Origin of the sequence: Streptomyces rishiriensis (assembly GCF_003112535.1) — a bacterium.
Classification (GTDB): domain Bacteria; phylum Actinomycetota; class Actinomycetes; order Streptomycetales; family Streptomycetaceae; genus Streptomyces; species Streptomyces rishiriensis.
This window is the reverse complement of record NZ_BEWA01000012.1, coordinates 605072-626312: the sequence shown is the minus strand read 5'-3', so window position 1 is coordinate 626312 and position 21241 is coordinate 605072. Positions and strand designations below refer to the sequence as shown.

The 21241-nt window shown below is 74.2% G+C and carries 14 protein-coding genes and 1 pseudogene; 8 read left to right on the top strand and 7 right to left on the bottom strand.

Annotation, left to right across the window (positions count from 1 at the left end):
* The first annotated feature begins 132 nt into the window (after positions 1 to 132).
* From Sri02f_RS22150 to sucD, 5 genes are all read left to right on the top strand, one after another.
* Positions 133 to 1263: an ATP-binding protein gene (locus tag Sri02f_RS22150; protein ID WP_109003040.1), complete on the top strand. Its 1131-nt coding sequence runs from the start codon at positions 133 to 135 to the stop codon at positions 1261 to 1263.
* 145 nt (positions 1264 to 1408) lie between these two features.
* A complete protein-coding gene (locus Sri02f_RS22140; RefSeq protein ID WP_373865117.1) occupies positions 1409 to 4201 on the top strand; it encodes a DUF5682 family protein in 2793 nt (930 codons plus the stop codon).
* A complete protein-coding gene (locus Sri02f_RS22135; RefSeq protein ID WP_109003039.1) occupies positions 4198 to 5370 on the top strand; it encodes a VWA domain-containing protein in 1173 nt (390 codons plus the stop codon). The genes Sri02f_RS22140 and Sri02f_RS22135 overlap by 4 nt, the downstream gene beginning before the upstream one ends.
* Positions 5371 to 7050: 1680 nt before the next feature.
* A complete protein-coding gene (sucC, locus tag Sri02f_RS22125; RefSeq protein WP_109003037.1) occupies positions 7051 to 8229 on the top strand; it encodes an ADP-forming succinate--CoA ligase subunit beta in 1179 nt (392 codons plus the stop codon).
* A 21-nt stretch (positions 8230 to 8250) separates the two neighbouring features.
* Positions 8251 to 9138, top strand: coding sequence for a succinate--CoA ligase subunit alpha (gene sucD / locus Sri02f_RS22120; RefSeq protein ID WP_109003036.1), 888 nt, complete (start codon positions 8251 to 8253; stop codon positions 9136 to 9138).
* 154 nt (positions 9139 to 9292) lie between these two features.
* Here the strand turns inward: sucD and Sri02f_RS22115 are convergent, their stop codons facing one another.
* Complete coding sequence (locus Sri02f_RS22115; protein ID WP_373865114.1) at positions 9293 to 10345, bottom strand: RNA polymerase sigma factor; 1053 nt, start codon at positions 10343 to 10345, stop codon at positions 9293 to 9295.
* A 135-nt stretch (positions 10346 to 10480) separates the two neighbouring features.
* Here Sri02f_RS22115 and Sri02f_RS22110 point away from each other — a divergent pair.
* Positions 10481 to 11848 (top strand): annotated as a pseudogene (locus tag Sri02f_RS22110) (cell division protein PerM); the annotation flags it as partial.
* A 1021-nt stretch (positions 11849 to 12869) separates the two neighbouring features.
* Here Sri02f_RS22110 and Sri02f_RS22100 read toward each other — a convergent pair.
* Positions 12870 to 13625 carry a hypothetical protein gene (locus Sri02f_RS22100; RefSeq protein ID WP_109003035.1) on the bottom strand — a complete coding sequence of 252 codons (756 nt, stop codon included), beginning with the start codon at positions 13623 to 13625 and terminating at the stop codon, positions 12870 to 12872.
* A 311-nt stretch (positions 13626 to 13936) separates the two neighbouring features.
* Here Sri02f_RS22100 and purN point away from each other — a divergent pair, with 311 nt between their 5' ends.
* Both purN and purH read left to right on the top strand, forming a co-directional pair.
* On the top strand, positions 13937 to 14566 hold the full coding sequence (gene purN / locus Sri02f_RS22095) for a phosphoribosylglycinamide formyltransferase (protein ID WP_109003034.1): 630 nt from the start codon (positions 13937 to 13939) through the stop codon (positions 14564 to 14566).
* Complete coding sequence (purH, locus tag Sri02f_RS22090) at positions 14563 to 16146, top strand: bifunctional phosphoribosylaminoimidazolecarboxamide formyltransferase/IMP cyclohydrolase (protein WP_109003033.1); 1584 nt, start codon at positions 14563 to 14565, stop codon at positions 16144 to 16146. The genes purN and purH overlap by 4 nt, the downstream gene beginning before the upstream one ends.
* Positions 16147 to 16222: 76 nt before the next feature.
* On the opposite strand, the gene Sri02f_RS22085 is transcribed toward purH, so the two are convergent.
* From Sri02f_RS22085 to Sri02f_RS22065, 5 genes are all read right to left on the bottom strand, one after another.
* On the bottom strand, positions 16223 to 16696 hold the full coding sequence (locus Sri02f_RS22085; protein ID WP_109003032.1) for a hypothetical protein: 474 nt from the start codon (positions 16694 to 16696) through the stop codon (positions 16223 to 16225).
* Positions 16697 to 16775: 79 nt separating this feature from the next.
* Positions 16776 to 17729 (bottom strand): hypothetical protein, encoded by a 954-nt coding sequence (locus Sri02f_RS22080; RefSeq protein WP_109003031.1) that lies wholly within the window; start codon positions 17727 to 17729, stop codon positions 16776 to 16778.
* Positions 17730 to 17879: 150 nt separating this feature from the next.
* Complete coding sequence (locus tag Sri02f_RS42970) at positions 17880 to 19643, bottom strand: protein kinase domain-containing protein (protein WP_109003030.1); 1764 nt, start codon at positions 19641 to 19643, stop codon at positions 17880 to 17882.
* On the bottom strand, positions 19640 to 20437 hold the full coding sequence (locus Sri02f_RS22070) for an FHA domain-containing protein (protein WP_245970720.1): 798 nt from the start codon (positions 20435 to 20437) through the stop codon (positions 19640 to 19642). Before Sri02f_RS22070 ends, Sri02f_RS42970 begins: the two co-directional genes overlap by 4 nt.
* Before the next feature lie 173 nt (positions 20438 to 20610).
* Positions 20611 to 21213 carry a hypothetical protein gene (locus tag Sri02f_RS22065; protein WP_109003029.1) on the bottom strand — a complete coding sequence of 201 codons (603 nt, stop codon included), beginning with the start codon at positions 21211 to 21213 and terminating at the stop codon, positions 20611 to 20613.
* Between the last annotated feature and the right edge of the window lie 28 nt (positions 21214 to 21241).

Sequence of the window (21241 nt, the reverse complement as noted above, 5' to 3'; positions counted from 1 at the left end):
TGACAATCGGTCCGCCGCGCCTCCGGCGAAAGCGGCTGCGAGCGCGTTTTCCCAGGTCAGATCGCATTGTCAGTGGCGTGGTGCACGGTGGACACCAGATCCGAACCGGCCGAGCTGGAGGGGGCCTCAGCCATGTCTGTGTCCGTAGATCCGACGTCCGAGAAACCGAGCGGCACCGAGCCTGCGGAGGCATTGCGCCCGCACGCGGAGGACGCCTTCGCCGCCGAACTCGCCGCGCTCGCAGCCCAGGACGACCGGCCGCGTCCGGCCCGCTGGAAGATGTCGCCGTGGGCCGTGGCCACCTATCTCCTCGGCGGCGTCCTGCCGGACGGCACGGCGATCTCGCCGAAGTACGTGGGCCCGCGCCGCATCGTCGAGGTGGCCGTGACCACCCTCGCCACCGACCGGGCGCTGCTGCTGCTCGGGGTCCCGGGCACCGCCAAGACCTGGGTCTCCGAACACCTGGCCGCGGCGGTCAGCGGCGACTCGACGCTGCTGGTGCAGGGCACCGCGGGCACGCCGGAGGAGGCCATCCGCTACGGCTGGAACTACGCACAGCTGCTCGCGCACGGGCCGAGCCGGGACGCGCTGGTGCCCAGCCCCGTCATGCGGGCCATGGCGGAGGGTGCCACGGTCCGGGTGGAGGAGCTGACCCGGATCCCGGCCGACGTACAGGACACGCTGATCACCGTCCTCTCCGAGAAGACGCTGCCGATACCGGAGCTCGGGCAGGAGGTGCAGGCCGTCCGCGGGTTCAACCTCATCGCCACGGCCAACGACCGCGACCGCGGGGTCAACGAGCTGTCCAGCGCGCTGCGCCGGCGCTTCAACACGGTGGTGCTCCCGCTGCCCGAGAGCGTGGAGGCGGAGGTCGACATCGTCGCGCGGCGCGTCGACCAACTCGGCCGCTCCCTCGACCTGCCGCCCGCCCCGGACGGCTTCGAGGAGATCCGCCGGGTGGTGACGGTCTTCCGGGAGCTGCGTGACGGCGTCACCTCCGACGGCCGCACGAAGGTGAAGTCGCCGAGCGGCACGCTGTCCACCGCCGAGGCCATCTCGGTCGTCACCGGCGGCCTCGCGCTGGCCGCCCACTTCGGCGACGGCGTGCTGCGGTCGGCGGACGTCGCTGCGGGCATCCTCGGGGCCGTCGTCCGCGATCCGGCCGCCGACCGGGTCGTCTGGCAGGAGTACCTGGAGGCGGTCGTGCGGGAGCGCGCAGGCTGGACCGACTTCTACCGAGCCTGCCGGGAGGTGAGCGCGTGAACAGCGATGCGACGACCTGGGCGGGGACCCGTGAGGAGGGGAGGGCGGCTGTGAGCGACGACACGAAGTGGCCGCGCCGGTGAGCGCGGAAGAGGCGGCGGCCTCCGAGGGCGGCGGCCCGGACCCGGCCGCCGCCGGGCGACCGCTGCTGCTCGGGGTGCGTCATCACGGGCCGGGATCGGCGCGCGCGGTACGGGCGGCCCTGGAGGCCGCCCGGCCCCGCACCGTGCTGATCGAGGGGCCGCCGGAGGCGGACGTGCTGATCCCGCTGGCGGCGGACGGGGACATGCGGCCGCCGGTCGCTCTCCTCGCCCACGCCGTCGACGAACCGGGCCGGTCGTCGTTCTGGCCGATGGCCGAGTTCTCCCCGGAGTGGGTCGCACTGCGCTGGGCCCTGGAACACGGGGTGCCCGCCCGCTTCATCGACCTCCCGGCCACGCACACGCTGGCGTGGCAGAGGCACGAAGAGCCAGAGGAGGCAGAAGAAGAGGCAGAAGAGGCAGAGGGGAGCGGCGAGGCAGAGGGGAGGCCGGAGAGCGCGGAGGCCGAGGGGGGCTGCGCGGTCCGGACGCCGGGGCTCGGGGACGGCCCGGCCCCGGACCGAGGAAGGACGGTTGAACGCGGGGAAGGGGGAGCCGGCGCCGGTGGGGGGTCCGGCGTCGGGCAGGGGTCCGGCCGTGCGGAGGCTTCGGCGGACGGGCCGGGAGACGCCGACGGGAGCGGGGCCGACGACGAGGGCCGTGGGAGCGGGGGCGTCGACGGGGGCCGTGGGAGCGGGGGCGTCGACGGGGGCCGGGACGGGCTGCGGAGGGACCCGCTGGGGACGCTCGCCGAGGTCGCCGGGTACGACGATCCCGAGCGCTGGTGGGAGGACGTCGTCGAGCACCGGGCCACCGGGACGAAGGACCCGTTCGCGCCGTTCGCCGCGCTCGAGGAGGCGATGGGGGCCCTGCGCGAGACGTACGACCGCGACGCGGCGACGCCCGAGGACGGACGGGACCTCGTGCGGGAGGCGTACATGCGCATCCAACTGAGGTCGGCACAAAGAGAGTTCGGGGCGGACGGCGTGGCCGTGGTGTGCGGGGCGTGGCATGTGCCCGCCCTGCGCCGGAAGGTCGCCCTCGCGGCCGACCGGGCGCTCCTCAAGGGCCTGCCGAAGGTCAGGGCCGACCTTACCTGGGTGCCCTGGACCCACCGCAGGCTGGCGCGGGCCGGCGGGTACGGCGCGGGGATCGACGCGCCCGGCTGGTACGCCCATCTGTTCGCGTCGCGGGACCGGCCGGTCGAGCGCTGGCTGACGAGGGTGGCGGTCCTGCTGCGCGAGGAGGACCGGATCGTGTCCTCGGCGCACGTCATCGAGGCGGTCCGGCTCGCCGAGACGCTGGCCGCGCTGCGCGGGCGGCCGCTGCCCGGTCTGAGCGAGACCACCGACGCCGTGCGCGCGGTGCTGTGCGAGGGCTCGGACGTCCCGCTGGCCCTGGTGCGCGACCGGCTCGTCGTGGGGGACGTGCTGGGCGAGGTGCCGGCGGGCGCGCCCGCGGTGCCGTTGCAGCGCGACCTCGACCGCCTGCAGCGCCGGCTGCGGCTCAGACCGGAGGCGGCGGAGCGGGAGCTGGCGCTCGATCTGCGCAAGGAGAACGACGCCGAGCGCAGCAGGCTGCTGCACCGGCTGCGGCTGCTGGGCGTCGAGTGGGGCGAGCCGGCCGCCTCGCACGGCAGCACGGGGACGTTCCGGGAGACCTGGCGGCTGCGGTGGGAACCGGAGCTGGCCGTGCGGGTCGCCGAGGCCGGGGTGTGGGGGACGACCGTGCTCGCCGCGGCGACCGCCAAGGCGGAGACGGACGCCGCAGCCGCGGGCGGGCTCGCCCAGGTGACCGAGCTCGCCGAGCGCTGCCTCCTGGCCGCGCTGCCGGACGCGCTGCCGACGGTGATGCGCGTCCTCGCCGACCGGGCGGCCCTCGACACGGACGTCGGCCACCTCGCGCAGGCCCTGCCCGCGCTGGCCCGTTCCCTGCGCTACGGCGACGTGCGCGGCACCGACACCGGCGCGCTGGCGGAGGTGGCGGCCGGCCTCGCGGAACGGATCTTCGTCGGCCTCCCGCCGGCCTGCGTCTCGCTGGACGCGGACGCGGCGGACCGGATGCGCCGTCATGTGGACGCGGTGCACGGGGCCGTGGGGATGCTGGACGAGCACGTGGACCTTCCGGCCCGCTGGCGTGCCGTGCTGCGGGTGCTGTCCCGGCGGGACAGCGTGCCCGGCGTCGTGCGGGGCCGCGCGGTGCGGCTTCTCCTGGACGAGGGGGAACTGGAGCCCGGCGAGGCGGCGCGGGTCATGGGGCTCGCCCTGTCGCCCGGGACGCCGCCGGGCGACGCGGCCGCCTGGATCGAAGGGTTCGTGGGCGGCGGGTCCGGGGGCGGACTGCTCCTCGTGCACGACGAACGGCTGCTCGCGCTGGTCGACGGGTGGCTCACGACGGTGCCCGCCGATGTGTTCACGGACGTGCTGCCCTTGCTGCGGCGGACGTTCTCCGCCTACGAGCCCGGAGTGCGCAGAACGCTGGGCGAGTTGGTCCGGCGCGGTCCGGGGAAGCGGGGGAGGGAGCCGGCGGCGCACGCCGGGACGCCCGGGTTCGCGACCGGACTCGACGAGCGACGGGCGGACGCCGTGCTCCCTGTGATACGGCTGCTACTCGGCCTGGGCCCGGACCCCGGCACGGCAGAAGACCCGGACCCCGGCACGGCAGAAGAAGGGATGGCACGCGACGTGACGTCACGCGAGGGGACGGCCTCTGACGGGACGGCCTCTGACGGGACGGCCTATGACGGGGCGGCAGACGACAGGATGGGCGACTACGGGAGGGGCGACGGTGCGAGGGCCGGCGGCGTGAAGGCCGACGGTGAGACGGGCGGCGGCGCGCTTGCGGGGGTGGGGGCATGACGGTGAACGACGCGGCCCCGACGGACGCCGGGCGGGAGCGGCTGCGGCGCTGGCGGCTGGTGCTCGGCGGTGAGGCGGCGGACGGCACCGGGCACGCGCTCTCCGGCCGGGACGCGGCGATGGACGGGGCGCTCACCGCGCTCTACGGCAAGGGGGAGGGCAAGCAGGCCGGGCGCGAGCGCACGGCGGGACTGGGGGCCTCGGCGCCGTCCGTGGCACGCTGGCTCGGGGACATCCGGACGTACTTCCCCTCCTCCGTCGTGCAGGTCATGCAGCGCGACGCCATCGAGCGGCTCGGGCTGTCCGCGCTGCTGCTGGAGCCGGAGATGCTGGAGGCGGTGGAGGCCGACGTGCATCTCGTCGGCACACTGCTCTCCCTCAACAAGGCGATGCCGGAGACGACGAGGGAGACGGCGAGAGCCGTCGTCCGCAAGGTCGTCGAGGACCTGGAGAAGCGGCTCGCCACCCGAACCCGGACCGCGCTCACCGGCGCGCTGGACCGCAGCGCGCGCGTCAGCAGACCGCGTCACCACGACATCGACTGGAACCGCACGATCGCCGCCAACCTGAAGCACTATCTGCCCGAACACGGGACGGTCGTGCCGGAGCGGCTCGTGGGATACGGGCGGGCTTCGCAGTCCATGAAGAAGGAGGTGATCCTCTGCATCGACCAGTCGGGGTCGATGGCGTCGTCGGTCGTGTACGCCTCGGTGTTCGGGGCCGTGCTCGCCTCGATGCGGTCGATCAGCACGCGGCTCGTCGTCTTCGACACGGCGGTCGCCGACCTCACCGACCGGCTCGACGACCCGGTGGACGTTCTGTTCGGCACCCAGCTCGGCGGCGGCACCGACATCAACCGGGCGCTCGCCTACTGCCAGTCGCAGATCACCCGGCCCGCGGAGACGGTGGTGGTGCTCATCAGCGACCTGTTCGAGGGAGGCATACGCGACGAGATGCTCAAGCGGGTCGCGGCGATGAAGGCGTCGGGCGTGCAGTTCGTGGCGCTGCTCGCGCTGTCGGACGACGGCGCGCCGTCCTATGACCGGGAGCACGCGGCCGCCCTCGCGGCGCTGGGCGCACCGGCGTTCGCGTGCACCCCCGACCTGTTTCCGGAGGTCATGGCAGCGGCGATAGAGAAACGTCCGCTGCCCGTGCCGGACATCGAGTGAGGGCGCGAGGGCACGGATACCCATCGGTAACGGGGGCTTGCGCTACCGCGGGACACGCGTGCGAGGATCGGGGCCACGCTGTCGCCGCACGGGAAGAACGTCCCCTTTGACCTGGCCCACCGCCCTGTCTGTCGCCGCTCTGCGCTTCCTGCGCACCGCGGTCGGGCGGCATGCGCTGCAACTCGCGCTGCTGGTGGCCGGGTTGTCCGCGCTCGGGTTTCTCTGCGGTGGCCAGGCGCATGCGGCGGAGGGCGTGCCGACACCGACCGCGCTCATCGCCGAGCTCTCGGCGTCGGCTCCGGCTCCGGCTCCGACCTCGGTCCGGGCCCCAGCCCCAGCCCCAGCCCCGGACCAGGCCCCGGCCCCAACTCCTTTCCTGGCCCGGCCTCCTGTCCTGGCCCCGACTCCGCCCCCGGCCCCGGTCCAGGTCCGGCTGTCTGTCTCGCTGCCGGTCCGGTTGCCGGCGGTGCCGGGTCTTCCTGCGCTCCCCGGCCTCCCCGGCCTCCCCGACCTTCCTGATGTCCCGGCTCTTCCCTCGCCGCCGTCGCCGGTGGGGACGCCCCCTGCCGAGGGTGCGGAGGGGACTGTCGTGGACCCGGCCCCGGCCCCGGCCCCGACCCCGGCCCCGACACCGTCGGCGTCGGCGCCGGGTGGGAAGGGGCCCGTGGCTCGGAGGGCGGCCCGCCTTCGAACGGGCTCGGCGCCGACGGCTATGGCAGCGGCGGCCGTGGCGGCGGCGGACACGTCGGCCTACGGGCCGGTGGGTTCCGTGGTCGGCGGCTCGATGCGTGCCGTTCACCGGGTCGCGCCCGCCCGCAGCGGGCCCCCGGCCGTCCCGTCGCCCCCGTCCTCTCCGGCGCACCAGGGACCGTCCGGCGGCGATCCGGCCGGCGGGCCGGCGTCCGACAGCGGTGTCGCACGGCACGGTGACGCGCATGCCGTCGTCACGCCCTGCCATCGGCCGGCGCTGCAGCCCGCGCTCGGCGGTGGGGCCGATTCCGACGTCGTGGAGCCGCAGGACAGGTACCGGGACGTCCCGGTCTTCCCCGGTTAGCCGGAGCGGCGCTCTCCGCGCTGCCCCGCGCTGCCCCGCCCGCCCGCCCGCTCGATCGAGGCCGCCCCTCGCCTTGGCGTCCGGCCTCCTCGCATTCGTCGTCTCGTATCCGTCGTCTCGTCCCGTTTCCGTCGCCCCGTTTCCGTCGTCCCGTTTTCCGGCGTCGCATATTCGGCGTCGCCGGTTCGACCCATCGACTCCGTGAGGTGAACGGTTCTCGGACGGCCGAAAGCCTTTCGGTCCGTCCGGCCGAACCCTCACGGTCGGGGTGGACCGGTCCCCATTGGGGTGGGGGCCGGCCGCCCTGAGCCCCTGAGGGGCTGTTCAGGGGGCCTCACCGGGCCAACCCCAACCCGGTGAGGCCCTTCCCCGCGGCCTCTGCCCCGCCTCACAGGCGGCACTCGGTGTCAGTGATCCCGGCATCATGTGACAGGTATCACCGCTCAGGTGTGACCCTCGATTTAGGGGCCTCCTGCAAGCAGCGATAACCTGCGAGACGGACATGCCGCGCGCTCGGACACCGTGTGCGCCTCCCTTGTGACAGACAGCGGTCGGACGTCACGTTGCCCTCGCGGCACGCCCACGCAGACAACGAACCGCGAGATCACTGATAGGGACGGAAGCGCGTGGACCTGTTCGAGTACCAGGCGAGGGACCTCTTCGCCAAGCACGATGTACCGGTGCTGGCCGGTGAAGTCATCGACACGCCTGAGGCGGCCCGCGCAGCCACCGAGCGTCTCGGTGGCAAGTCCGTCGTCAAGGCCCAGGTGAAGGTCGGCGGCCGCGGCAAGGCCGGCGGCGTGAAGCTCGCAGCCTCCGCCGACGAGGCCGTGGAGCACGCCACCAACATCCTCGGCATGGACATCAAGGGCCACACGGTCCACAAGGTGATGATCGCCGAGACGGCCCCGGAGATCCTGGAGGAGTACTACGTCTCCTTCCTCCTGGACCGAGCCAACCGCACCTTCCTCTCCATCGCGTCCGTCGAGGGCGGCATGGAGATCGAGGAGGTGGCGGCCACCCGTCCGGACGCCGTCGCCAAGACGCCGATCGACGCCAACGAGGGTGTGACCCCCGAGAAGGCCCGCGAGATCGTCGCGGCCGCAAAGTTCCCGGCCGAGGTCGCTGACAAGGTCGCGAACGTCCTCGTGACGCTGTGGAAGACCTTCATCGAGGAGGACGCCCTTCTCGTCGAGGTCAACCCGCTGGCCAAGGTCGCCTCCGGTGACGTCATCGCCCTCGACGGCAAGGTGTCGCTGGACGAGAACGCCGAGTTCCGTCAGCCGGGACACGAGGAGTTCGTCGACCACGCGTCGGCCAACCCGCTCGAGGCCGCCGCGAAGGCGAAGAACCTCAACTACGTCAAGCTCGACGGCGAGGTCGGCATCATCGGCAACGGCGCGGGTCTCGTCATGAGCACCCTGGACGTCGTCGCCTACGCCGGTGAGGCGCACGGCGGCGTCAAGCCCGCCAACTTCCTCGACATCGGCGGCGGCGCGTCCGCGGCCGTCATGGCGAACGGACTGGAGATCATCCTGGGCGACCCGGACGTCAAGTCCGTGTTCGTCAACGTCTTCGGCGGCATCACCGCCTGTGACGAGGTCGCCAACGGCATCGTCCAGGCGCTGCAGCTGCTCGCGGACAAGGGCGAGGAAGTCACCAAGCCCCTGGTCGTCCGTCTCGACGGCAACAACGCCGAGCTGGGTCGCAAGATCCTCTCCGACGCCAACCACCCGCTGGTCCAGCGCGTGGACACCATGGACGGCGCGGCCGACAAGGCCGCCGAGCTCGCGGCTGCGAAGTAAGGGAAGAGGGACAGAACAGCCATGGCTATCTTCCTTAACAAGGACAGCAAGGTCATCGTCCAGGGCATGACCGGTGCCACGGGCATGAAGCACACCAAGCTCATGCTGGCGGACGGCACCAACATCGTCGGTGGCGTGAACCCCCGCAAGGCGGGCACCTCCGTCGACATCGACGGCACCGAGATCCCGGTGTTCGGCACGGTCGCCGAGGCGATCGAGAAGACGGGCGCCAACGTGTCCGTCCTCTTCGTGCCGCCGGCCTTCGCGAAGGCCGCCGTCGTCGAGGCGATCGACGCCGAGATCCCGCTCGCGGTCGTCATCACCGAGGGCATCGCCGTCCACGACTCGGCCGCGTTCTACGCGTACGCCGTGTCCAAGGGCGACAAGACCCGGATCATCGGCCCGAACTGCCCCGGTCTCATCACCCCGGGTCAGTCGAACGCCGGCATCATCCCGGGCGACATCACGAAGCCGGGCCGCATCGGTCTGGTCTCGAAGTCCGGCACGCTGACCTACCAGATGATGTACGAGCTGCGTGACATCGGCTTCTCGTCCGCCGTCGGCATCGGTGGCGACCCGGTCATCGGCACGACGCACATCGACGCGCTCGCCGCGTTCGAGGCCGACCCCGACACCGACCTGATCGTCATGATCGGTGAGATCGGCGGCGACGCCGAGGAGCGGGCCGCGGCCTTCATCAAGGAGAACGTGAAGAAGCCGGTCGTCGGCTACGTCGCGGGCTTCACCGCGCCCGAGGGCAAGACCATGGGCCACGCCGGCGCCATCGTCTCCGGCTCCTCCGGCACGGCCGCCGCGAAGAAGGAGGCCCTTGAGGCCGCCGGCGTCAAGGTCGGCAAGACGCCGACCGAGACGGCGAAGCTGGCGCGCGAGATCCTCGCCGCGGGCTGAATCACCGGCTGAGTCACCGGCCGAATCGCCGGCTGGATCGCCGGCTGGTCCGCGGACCCGTCCGCGGGCTGAGCGCCGTACAGCTGAACGGCAGCGGGCCCGCCCCCACGTGGGGGCGGGCCCGCTGCCGTTTCCCGCCGGGCCCGCGCCCCGGTCATCTCGGTTCCGGCAGCACCCTCTGCGGACCGTGGCCCGTCGCCGAGCGCAGCTTGGCCCGCAGCCGCAGTTCCGCGTCCGAGAGCGCGCCCGGCGCCGCCCTCGGGGGGACGCCCTGGACGGCCTCGCCCGGGGGGACCGGAGGCTCGTACTGCGTGGGGGCCGTGTGCAGGGTCAGCGCGGTCGCGCCGATGATCGCGACCGTGAACGCGATCGCCGCACGCGTCCAGAAGCGGGCCCGTCGTTCGCTGCCCGTCCGCACCACGGGCGCCCTGGCCGCGCGCAGCCGTTCGACGGACGCCACCTCCGCGAGCCGCCGGTGCAGCGCGGTGGGGTCCGCCAGTTCGGGCAGCCGTGCGGCGACCGACTCCCGCGCGCGCAGCAGGCGGTTCGCCGTCGCCGGGGTGCTCGCCTCGGTCTCGGCGGCGGTCTCGGGCAGGTCGAGGCCGACGCCGTCGTAGAGCAGGAGTGCGCGGCGGCACGGTGCGGGGAGGGCGAGGAGGACGTTCAGCAGCGCGCGGTCGGACGCGTCGGCCGGGGGCGGCTCCGGGTGGCGGTAGCGGGGGCGGAACCGGTGCCAGGGGGAGAGCGCGTACTCGTACGCCGTGGCCCGCACCCAGCCGGCCGGGTCGCGGTCCACGGCCACCTCGGGCCAGCGCTGCCAGGCCACCTGGAAGGCGCGCTCGACCGATTCGCGCGCCAGTTCGCGGCGGCCGCAGAGCAGATAGGCCTGTCGGACCAGCGCGGGGGCGCAGAACGCGTAGAGCGCGTCGAAGGCCTGAGCGGGTGTCAGGGGGCCCCGGACGGGCGGTGGTTCGGGAGCCGCCGGAGTCGGCGCGGAGGGGAGCGGTGCGGAGGAGAGCCGTGCGGAATGGCGCGGGGCGGAGCGGCGCGGGGCGGGGGCAGGGGCCGGCTGGGGGCGCGCGTCGACAGGCGCGGGGGCGGGCGCGGCGGCGTGCGCCGGTTCCCCGTTCGCGCCGGGTGGTTGCGGCTCCCTGCCGGGGCGCACCGTCACCGGCGGTCGAGATGCGGCCTCCTGGGGGTCCGTCACCTGGCCCGCTCCGCCAGCGCTGCCCGCCTGCCGCGTCACTGGATATCCCTTCGCCCGAAAAAGTACATAAACGTATATTGAGCGACACAGCGGTAGTTCGCCTGTTACGACGGGAAAGCGCGTGTCGTTGGGAGCATGGCCGTCGTGATCCAGATGACCGCTCGTCGACTGTCGTTGTCGCCCCTGCTCACCCGGATGCGCGACCGATCGCCCGGACTGGCCGCCGGCCTCCTGGGCGGCGTGCTCGCCGCCGGACTCGGACTCGCTTCGTTCGCCGTGCTCGTGATGGTGCTGTGGATCAGCTCCCCCTATCCCGACAGCGGGCCCGGCGGCGCGCTGCACGTCGCCGCGGCGCTCTGGCTGCTGGCCCACGGCGCGGAACTGGTCCGCGTCGACACCCTCTCCGGGGTTCCGGCCCCGGTCGGCATCACCCCGTTGCTGCTGCTCGCGCTGCCGGTGTGGCTGGTGCGGCGCGCCGCACGGGACGCGGTGGAGGGCGGCAGCGGCGAGGACGGCGGCGAGGACGGCGGTGCGGACGGCGGTGCGGACGGCGGTGCGGACGGCGGTGGGGAGGGCGACGTCCTCGTCGGCGGCCGTACGGCGTGGGCCGGTGTCGTGGCCGGCTACCTCGCGGTCGGCTCGGGCATCGCCTGCTACGCCGCGGCCGGCGGTGTGCTGCGGCCCTCGTGGGGGTGGGCGGCGGTCTGCGTGCCGGCGGTCGCCGTGCTGGCCGCCGGGGCGGGGGTGTGGTCGGCCTACGGCTGCCCGCGCGAGCCGGTCGACAGCGTGCTGGCCGTGCTCCCCCGCGGCATGCGAGGACTGTTTCTCGGGGCGGACGGACGTGAGCGGCTCGGCGCCGCCGGGCGGGCGGCCGGGGCCGGGGCGGTGGTGCTCGTCGGGTGCGGCGCGTTGCTGGTGGCGGTGTCGTCCGTGTGGCACCTGGGCTCGGCCCGCGCGGCGTTCCTGCAGCTGACGGAGGGGTGGTCGGGGCGGTTCGCGGTGCTGTTGCTGTGCGTGGCGCTGGTGCCGAACGCGGCGGTGTGGGGTGCGGCGTATGCGCTCGGGCCGGGGTACGTCCTCGGCGTCGGGCATGTGGTGGCTCCCCTGTCCTCCGCTCCCGCGCCCCTCTTGCCGCCGTTCCCGCTGCTGGCGGCGGTGCCGGAGGCTGCGGGCGGGACGCCGTTGAGCTGGGCGACGGCGGCGGCGCCGCTCGCTGCCGCGGTGACCGTGGGGGTGTTCGTGGCACGGGCCGGGGCAGCGGCCGGGCCGGCCGGGGGCGCGGGCGGGAGCGGTTGGTCGCGGGGCAGGACCGCGTGGGTCGTCGTGCTGGCGGGGGCGGGATGCGGGGTGCTGATGGGGGCGCTGGCGGGGATGGCCGGCGGCCCGCTCGGGGTTGCCGCGCTGGCTCGGTTCGGGCCGGTGTGGTGGCAGGTCGGTGGTGCGGCGGTGTTGTGGCTCGTGGGGGTGGGGGCGCCGGTGGCTCTGGGCGTTCGCGAGTGGCGGGTCTGGCGGGAGCGGAGGGCGTCCGCGGGGGAGCCACGGGAGCCACGGGGGCCGAGGGCGCCGAAGAACTCGGGGAACTCGGGGAGGTCAGGGGACGCGGGAGATTCCAGGGCTGAGGGCTCTCCGCTCTCTGCGGGCTCTGCGGGTTCTTCGGGGGCAGCGAGGGCTGCGGGGCTGTACGACTTCTTGGTGGTCGAGGAGGGGGGTGTGCGCCCGGCGGGGGCTGCCGGGGATGTCGTCGAGCCGACGCCGCCCTTCGGCGCGGTCGAGAGGGGCGGGCTCGTCGAGGCTTTCGCTGTGTCCGAGCCGGTCCTGCCCGCCGGGCCGCTCCCGCTTGCCGATCGCGGCGCGCCCGCCGGGCCGCTCCCGCTTGCCGATCGCGGCGCGCCCACCGGTCCCCTCCCGCTTGCCGATCGCGGCGCGCCCACCGGTCCCCTCCCGCTTGCCGATCGCGGCGCGCCCACCGGTCCCCTCCCGCTTGCCGATCGCGGCGCGCCCGCCGGGCCGCTCCCGCTTGCCGATCGCGGCGCGCCCGCCGGGCCGCTCCCGCTTGCCGATCGCGGCGCGCCCGCCGGGCCGCTCCCGCTTGCCGATCGCGGCGCGCCCGCCGGGCCGCTCCCGCTTGCCGATCGCGGCGCGCCCACCGGTCCCCTCCCGCTTGCCGGCCCATCCCCGTTCGCCGAGTCCGGCCCGTTCGCCGAGGCAGCGGCTCCCGTCGAGCCCGGCGCGCCCGTCGAGCCCAGCGCGCCCGTCACGCCCACCACGCCCACTAGGCCCGTCGTCCCCGTCGAGTCTCTCCTCCCCGTCGAGTCCTTCGCGCCCGTCGAGTCGGTGGACTGGGAGGGGGCCCGGGAGGCCCGGTGGGCCGCCTTGCGGGAGGCGGGGCAGGACGGGGTGGGCAAGGAGGACGGTGCGGGACCCCCGCGGTGACCGCCGTGGGGTTTCACCCCAGGCCGTCCCGCAACCCCTTCCCCTTCCCCTTCCCGTTCCCTTCCCCGGTCGGCTCGCGCCTCGGGTGGGGTCAGGCGTTCCCGCCCAGGATCTGTCTCAGTTCCTTGGGCAGGAGGTGGTCGCAGGACTGCTTCGCCTGGTTGGTGAGGGCGTCGTTCGTGCAGGTGTAGTAGTCGTTGTAGACCAGGTGCGCGGTGAAGCTCGCGGCGACCATGGCCAGCGCCAGGGAGGCGGTGACCAGGCCGCTGACGGCGGCGGTGCGCTGGGGGCGGCCGCTCGCCTCGGGGGCGGGCGGGGCGTCCGGGTCCGGCGTGCGGGGCTTGGCGCGCAGGGCGCTGATGCCCCAGTTCAGGGAGAGCGCGCCGAGCAGCAGGGCCACGTACGGCCAGCCGAAGAGGGCGAAGAAGAAGGCCCACATGCCGCAGAGCAGGGCGTAGCGCGCATGGCGCTGCGCCGGGTCCGTCGGGTCCCAGCGCTTGCCGGGGTCGCCGCCGGGGCCGCCCGGGCCGCCGTTCTCGGGGTTGCCGCCGGGGCGCTCGCCGAAGCCGCCGGGCGAGCGGCCGGGCTGCTTGTCGCTCCACTGGCCGCCCCACGGGGAGCGCCGGTCCTCGGGGTCGCCGCCCGCCGGGCGCCTGGGCTGCCACGGGCGGTCGGGGGAGCCCTCCGGCGGCGGCGCGAAGGGGTTGTCGTCCTCGGGCGGCTTGTTCTCGTCCGACGGGGCGTCCGCAGGAGATGCTGGGCGCTCTCGCAGCAGCACGACGCCGCGCTCCCCTCCCTGCGGTGACTGCGGGGGGAGCGTGAGGAGTCGCAGACTGCGGTCGGGCATCAAGTGAGCGTCTTCCCCTAGGTGATACGGCTGTCTGGCCGGAGCGGATGCAGCTGTCACTCCGGGAACGCGCCGCACGGCGACCGCGTTCCCGATCAAGCCCGCTTCCCGTTCCTCGCAGACGCTACCTTCCGGCCATGCCCCCGTCCCGCGGGGGCCGTCCCGTGTGCCGGTATCGTTGCTGACGGTCGGCTGCTTCGTAGGCTTCCCCGTATCCGGGGGCGCGATGCATTCGTACGAAAGTACAAGCCCGCGTGAAGTCCGCGTACGCCCACCGCCTTGTACGTGCTTCCCCGAGAAAGGGCCTCACCGTGGCCGCCAAGCCCGTGGCCAAGCGCCTCGTCGTGCTGGTCTCCGGATCCGGTACGAACCTGCAGGCGCTCCTCGACGCCGTCGCGACCGCCGGCGTCGACGCCTACGGCGCGGAGATCGTGGCCGTCGGAGCCGATCGCGGAGGCGTCGAGGGCCTGGCCCGGGCCGAACGGGCCGGGATCCCCACCTTCGTCTGCCGGGTCAAGGACTTCGGGAGCCGCGAGGAGTGGGACGCCGCTCTCGCCGGGGCCGTGGCCGCCCACGAGCCCGACCTGGTCGTCTCCGCCGGGTTCATGAAGATCGTGGGGAAGGAATTCCTGGCGCGGTTCGGGGGGCGGTTCGTGAACACGCACCCCGCCCTGCTGCCCAGCTTCCCCGGGGCCCACGGGGTGCGGGACGCGCTCGCGTACGGGGCCCGGGTCACCGGCTGCACCGTCCACTTCGTCGACGACGGCGTCGACACCGGCCCGATCATCGCCCAGGGCGTGGTCGAGGTCCGGGACGAGGACGACGAGAGCGCTCTGCACGAGCGCATCAAGGAAGTCGAGCGAAGGCTGCTCGTCGAGGTCGTGGGGCGGCTCGCCCGCAACGGCTATCGCATTGAGGGACGAAAGGTAGTTATCCAGTGACCGCCGAGAGCACTGTCACGGCCGAGAGCAGCAAGCGGGGCATCCGTCGCGCGCTCGTCAGCGTCTACGACAAGACCGGTCTGGAGGAGCTCGCGCGCGGGCTGCACGAGGCCGGCGTCGAGCTCGTCTCCACCGGGTCCACCGCCTCCCGCATCGCCGCCGCCGGCGTTCCCGTCACCAAGGTCGAGGAGCTCACCGGCTTCCCCGAGTGCCTGGACGGCCGGGTCAAGACCCTGCACCCCAAGGTCCACGCGGGCATCCTCGCCGACCTGCGCCTGGACAGCCACCGGCAGCAGCTGGACGAGCTGGGCGTCACGCCGTTCGACCTCGTCGTCGTCAACCTCTACCCGTTCCGGGAGACGGTCGCCTCGGGCGCGTCCGACGACGAGTGCGTGGAGCAGATCGACATCGGCGGGCCGTCCATGGTGCGCGCCGCCGCCAAGAACCACCCCTCGGTCGCCGTGGTCACCAGCCCCGCGCGCTACGCCGACGTCCTCGCGGCCGTCCAGGGCGGCGGCTTCGACCTCGCCGCCCGCAAGCGGCTCGCCGCCGAGGCGTTCCAGCACACCGCCGCCTACGACGTGGCCGTGGCCTCCTGGTTCGCGTCGTCCTACGCGCCCGCCGACGAGTCGCGTTTCCCCGACTTCCTCGGCGCGACCTGGGAGCGCAAGAGCACCCTGCGCTACGGCGAGAACCCGCACCAGCCCGCCGCGCTCTACGTGGACGGCAGCGGCGGCGGTCTCGCCGAGGCCGAGCAGCTGCACGGCAAGGAGATGTCGTACAACAACTACACGGACACGGACGCCGCGCACCGGGCCGCGTACGACCACGCCGAGCCGGCCGTCGCGATCATCAAGCACGCCAACCCGTGCGGGATCGCCGTCGGCGCGGACGTCGCCGAGGCGCACCGCAAGGCGCACGCCTGTGACCCGCTGTCGGCCTTCGGCGGCGTCATCGCCGTGAACCGGCCGGTCAGCAAGGAGATGGCGGAGCAGGTCGCGGAGATCTTCACCGAGGTCATCGTCGCGCCCGACTACGAGGAGGGGGCCCTGGAGGCCCTCGCCAAGAAGAAGAACATCCGGGTGCTGAAGGCGCCGCAGGGTCCCGCCGGTCCCGTCGAGCTCAAGCCCGTCGGCGGCGGCGCGCTGCTCCAGGTCACCGACCGGCTGCAGGCCGAGGGCGACGACCCGGCCAACTGGACGCTGGCGACCGGCGAGGCGCTCTCCCCCGGGGAGCTCGCCGACCTCGCCTTCGCCTGGAAGGCCTGCCGGGCCGTGAAGTCCAACGCCATCCTGCTCGCCAAGGACGGCGCCTCGGTCGGCGTCGGCATGGGCCAGGTCAACCGCGTCGACTCGGCGAAGCTGGCCGTCGAGCGGGCCGGCGAGGAGCGGGCGCGCGGCGCGTACGCGGCCTCCGACGCCTTCTTCCCCTTCCCGGACGGGCTGGAGGTCCTCGTCGAGGCGGGCGTCAAGGCCGTGGTGCAGCCCGGCGGCTCGGTCCGTGACGAGCTGGTCGTCGAGGCCGCGAAGAAGGCCGGCGTGACCATGTACTTCACGGGGACGCGGCACTTCTTCCACTGATCCCCGTCGGTGACGGCGAAGGCGGGCGGCCCGGTGACGACACCGGACCGCCCGCCTTCCGTCGTGCGGGGGCGGCTCAGGTCAGCCAGGTGGCGCACGAGCCGGCGGTCACCCAGCGGTGTGAGCGGATGTTGTCGTCCACGCGGCGGATGCTGCCGTTGAAGTAGTCGTCGGACAGGTCGTCAGCAAAGTACTCGTTCGGGGACAGGCAGGTGTAGAAGCCCTCGTAGCCCTCCAGGTACCAGAACTGGACCACGTCGTTGCCGCCCGTGTAGCCGGCGTTCATCACCGACGACGCGATGTCCGAGGCGCCCGCGAAACCGCCGCCCGCGGCGTTCCAGTCCGGGTCGTTGCCCGCCGTGGAACCCAGCAGCGTGCCCTGGCAGTCGTAGTCCTCCCAGGCGTAGACCTTGCCGTTGCGGCCCGGCCACTTGCTGTTGCAGCCGGAGGTCTGGACTCCGGTGTCGGTGGCCTGGGCGGTGGTGGCGGGCACGGCGAGACCGAGTGCGGTCAGGCCGACCACGGCCGCCGTGACAGCGAACTTGCGCATGGTTCTTCCCCTCGTCGACTTCTCATGACTTCTCGTGGCGGATCTCTGGATCTCTCTTGATCTCCTTCGGCGGATCGCGTCAGGCGCGCTGCGGCACGATGTGCACCGCGCGGTCGTACGCCTGCCGCTGGAGGCGCCGGTAGGCGTCGAGCGCCTCGCCGTACCGCTTCGGCAGCCGGTCGACGTAATGGGTCTCGCGGGCGGTGGCCACGGCCCGCAGGGAGGCGGCGCGGGCGCAGGTCGCGTCGGCGACCGCGGTCGTCCGCTCGGCGGCGAACGCCTTGCCGGCCCCGGACGGGCCCAGCAGCGCGGTGTTCGCCCGGATCGCGTCACGGGCCGCCTGCGGGTCGGCGTAGGACAGGCCCGCCTTCTTCATGCACCGCGACCAGGCGGTGACCGCGGCGGTCAGCTGTCGGTCGTGCAGCAGGTCGTCGGCGTACAGCGCGTTCAGGCCGCCCGCGGTCTTGGAGGCGCGGAACCAGGCCCCGGGATCGCCGTATAGGGCCTTCTCGGCCTCCGCCGTGCAGCCGCCGAGCCGTTTGCGGACCTCGCGGGAGCCGCCGGGCAGCCGGGCCGTGAGGACCTGTACGTCGCCGCCGTCGCCGTCGAGCGCGGTGTCGAAGGCGGCGCGGCGCGCGGGGGAGAGGCCCTGCCGGTAGGCGGCCGTGGGATTGTGCAGCCGCCGCTGCTCCAGCCCGGCGTCGATGCGGCCGCCGTAGCCGTACGTCCGGGCCCAGGCCACGTCGTCCTGCACGTAGCGCACCGGCATGCTCTCGCGCAGGCTCAGGGTGCGGTCCTCGCCGTAGGCGAAGCCGTGACGCTTCATGCAGCGTCCGGTCAGGCGCTGCAACGCGTCGGAGACGCGCAGTTCCTGCTGCCAGGTCAGCGGCCCGGGCCGGGGCCCGCCGGGGGACGGGCCCGAGGCCCCGCTCTTCCCAGTGTCCTGGTTCTCCCCGGCGCAGCCGGCCGCCGTCACCGCCATGACCGCCGCCATCGCCGCCGCCGCGCACCCTGTGGCGAACGCCCGTTTCATGGTCTCGCCCCCGTCTCCCGCAGGTCCCCGTCGCCGTCCCGGCCGCCGGCGCGGCACCCGGTCCTCCCCCGACGGGGCCGGATGCCGCACCGACGTTGAGGAACACGGTGGCGGGGGGCCGCGTGCGGCGGTACCTCGGACCTCTCAGGGTCACGTGCGGCCCGGAGGCGTGTACTCCTTGAGGTAGTGGGCGATGCGGGCCGCGTAGTCGCGGTACTCCGGGGGCACGCCGCCCGCCTTGTTCACCGCGCGCCACGAGGTGCGGAAGGCGGCGGCGACCAGGACGCGCCGGTCGCCGGGGAGACCGGCGTCCAGGCGCGGCGCGATCCAGCACAGGGAGCGGCTCATCGCCCAGATGGACACGGCCGGCGTGAAGGGCGGGGAGGGGACGCTCCCGCCGGGGGAGCCGTCGGCGTTCTCCCACCAGCGCAGCGCGCCGGGGGTCCACCGGGCGATGCCGTACTCGTTGCGCGCCGGGTCGGAGAGTCCGGGGTCGAAGTCGCTCGCCACCTTCAGCATGGCGGCGATCAGGGGCGGGGTGACGGACGGCCGGCCGCAGTCGTCGGCGGTCTCGACGATCAGCAGCCGGTACGCGGGCGGCACGCCCCTGTCGGTGCGCAGGTCGGCGGCGCCGTACTGCGCCGCGGCCCCCGTCGTCGGGCCCGAGCCGGCCCGGCCACCGGCGGACCCACCGGACCCGGACCCACCGGACACGGACCCACCGGACTCACCCGAGCCGCCCGAGTTCCTGGAGCCGCCCGTGCCGCCGGAGCCGCCCGTGCCGCCGGAGACGCCCGTGCCGCCGGAGACGCCTGGGCCACCCGTGCCGTCGGCGCCGCCCCACAGGCTGACGCCGTAGCCGAGGGCCGCCAGGGCGACGGTCGCCAGCGTGGCGGCCAGGACCGCCGTGCGGCGCGGCGCGCGGCCGGTGCGCCGGCGCGGCCGGACACGGGCCGGCGCCGTGCCGGCGGCCGCCTCCACCCGGCGCAGCAGGGCCCGCGTGCCGACGCGTCCGGCGTGCGTGCGGGACAGACACGCGGGCACGATCTCCCGCCAGGCGTCCGGGAGGTCGGGGGACAGCCGCAGTTCGGCGGCGCCGCGGGCGTAGGCGACGGCCGCGTCGCGGCGGGCCGTGGGCGTGCCGCCGGGCATCGGGAAGGAGCCGGTGAGGACGAGGTGGGCGAGGACGCCGAAGGCCCAGACGTCGGCGGAGGGACGGATCCGGCGGCCGCGTTCGCCGACCTCGGCCCACAGCAGCTCGGGCGGGGTGTAGTCGGGGGTGGAGAAGGCCGGGACATAGGCGTGGGTGCCCTCCAGTTCGCCGGCCATGTTGAAGTCGGCGAGCCGGGCCGAACCGTCCTTCATCAGCAGGACGTTGGCCGGTTTCAGGTCGCCGTGCACCCAGCCCGCGCCGTGCAGTTGGGCCAGGCCCGCGCAGACCTGGGCGAGCAGGGCCGGTCCGGCGTCGGGCACGGCGTCGCGTGCGAGCAGGGCGGACAGCGAGTCCTCGGCGCGTTCCAGCACCAGCACGACGGCGCCGTCGAGTTCGGGGCGGGAGGGGTCGTCCACGGTGAGGGTCTCGTAGAGGCGGATGAGCCGGGGGCTGCTGAGCCGCTTCAGCAACTCCACCTCGCGGTCGACGAGTTCGCGCAGATGGGCCAGTCGGCGGGGCGTGTGGGTGCCGGTGGGCAGGAACTTGAGGGCGGCCGTCCCGGGCAGGTCCCGGGCGGTGTCCCCGCCTCCGTCGGGGGCGGCTCCGGGCGGGGCGTCGGAGGCGGCCGTGGCATCGTTGTCGCCGGTGCGCCGCCGTGCCGCGTACACGCTGCCGAACGCGCCGGTCGCGAGCGGCTCGAGGACCTCCCAGCCGCCGACCCGGTAGCCCCTGGGGACCCGGACCGCGTACGGCTCGGTCACCGCAGCGCCGTCCCGTCGCCCGACTCGGGCACAGGCGCGGTCACGGGCGCGGCCGCGGTCGGCGGGAGGCTCGCGAGGACGTCGTCCTCGCGCACCAGGTCGAAGCGGAGCGCCAGGGAGACCAGCGACTCCTTCTTGCCGTTGAGGCGGGGGCCCGGGTCCGCGGCGTCCGGGCCGGGCTTGAGGCGCAGCTTCACGGCGAGGTAGTCGATGTTCCACTGCACGGAGGCGCGGGAGGCGGCCGGCCAGCCGGGCCGCAGCCGGGCGACGACCTGGTCGACGGTGGGCAGCGGGGCGTGCGGCTCGCCGCGCAGCCGGGGTTCGCACAGGGCGGCCAGCACCGCGAAGTAGCGCTTGCCCCGGTCCAGGGAGAACGCGGGCGCCGTGGTGGCGCCGTCCGGACCCGGTGCCGCGCCCAGGTAGTCGTGGCGCGGCGCCCACACCTCGAACGTCAACAGGTCGCCCGCGGCGGGCAGGACGATCCGGGCGAACTCGAAGGGCACCGGCGCGTCCAGGCGTCCGGGTGCGACCTTGATGTGCTCGCCGGCCCCCTCGGGGTTCTCCACGACGTAGGTCTGACCCCGGCTGAAGTTGCTCAGCGTCCAGAACGCGCCCTGCGCGGCGACCTCGCCGGCCCGCCGGGAGACGCCCTCGTGCGCGATCCGCAGGTCGTTGCCGTGTGCCGACCGCCCGAAGGCCAGCCGGTCACCGGGAGCGAGTCTGACCTGCCCGGACGCGTGGTCGTCGGGTCCGTCCTCCCCTGGTGCCGGAGGTACGACGATGATGCTGTACACGGTGTGTCCCCCCGTCCCCACCCGCGCCTACGGCATCAGGGTGGGCGACGGAGGGGGCCGTGTCACGGTGTGGCACGGCCCCGGCGAGGATTGGCGAGAAGACGCCCTACCGGCGATCTCCGACCGGCTCATCGCGCCTCCGGTTCCCGCGCGATCGGTGGTGCTTTCGCGGGTCAGTACCGAGGACGGTTGAACCAGGATCCGCCGCTGATCATCGCGGAGAGGATGATGCCGCCGAAGGCCAGCGAGACGAGGCCGCCGAAGGTGCCGGAACCGCCGCCGCCGTTCACGATGTTGGCGAGGCTGCCCAGGATCATCAGGGACGAGTAGACGATCGTGGTGACGCGGATGCCGCCGCCGCCCGTCTTGAACTTGACGCCCAGGAAGATCGACAGGGCGCCCAGCGCCAGCATCAGCAGACCGGCGCCGACGAGGACGCCGGTCGCGGTGCCCGTGTCGTCGCCGGAGCCGAAGCCGTTGGAGGCGTCCTGCATCAGGCCGCCCACGATGCCGATGAAGACGCCGGCCAGGATCTGCAGGCCGGAGAGGATGAACAGCAGCACCCGGGCGGTCTTGACCAGGCCGGGCATCTCCTGCGGGACGCCGTAGCCGTACCCCTGGGGGACCGGCGGGGCCTGCGGGTAGCCGTAACCGGGCTGTCCCTGCGGAGCGGTGGGGTAGCCGTAGCCGGGCTGCTGGGGCGGAGCCTGCGGCGGATAGCCGGGCGGCTGGCCCTGCGGCGGGCCGTAGGGGTTGTTCGGGTCGCCGAAGCTCATGGCGGTCCTTCCTCCGTGTGCACTCGAG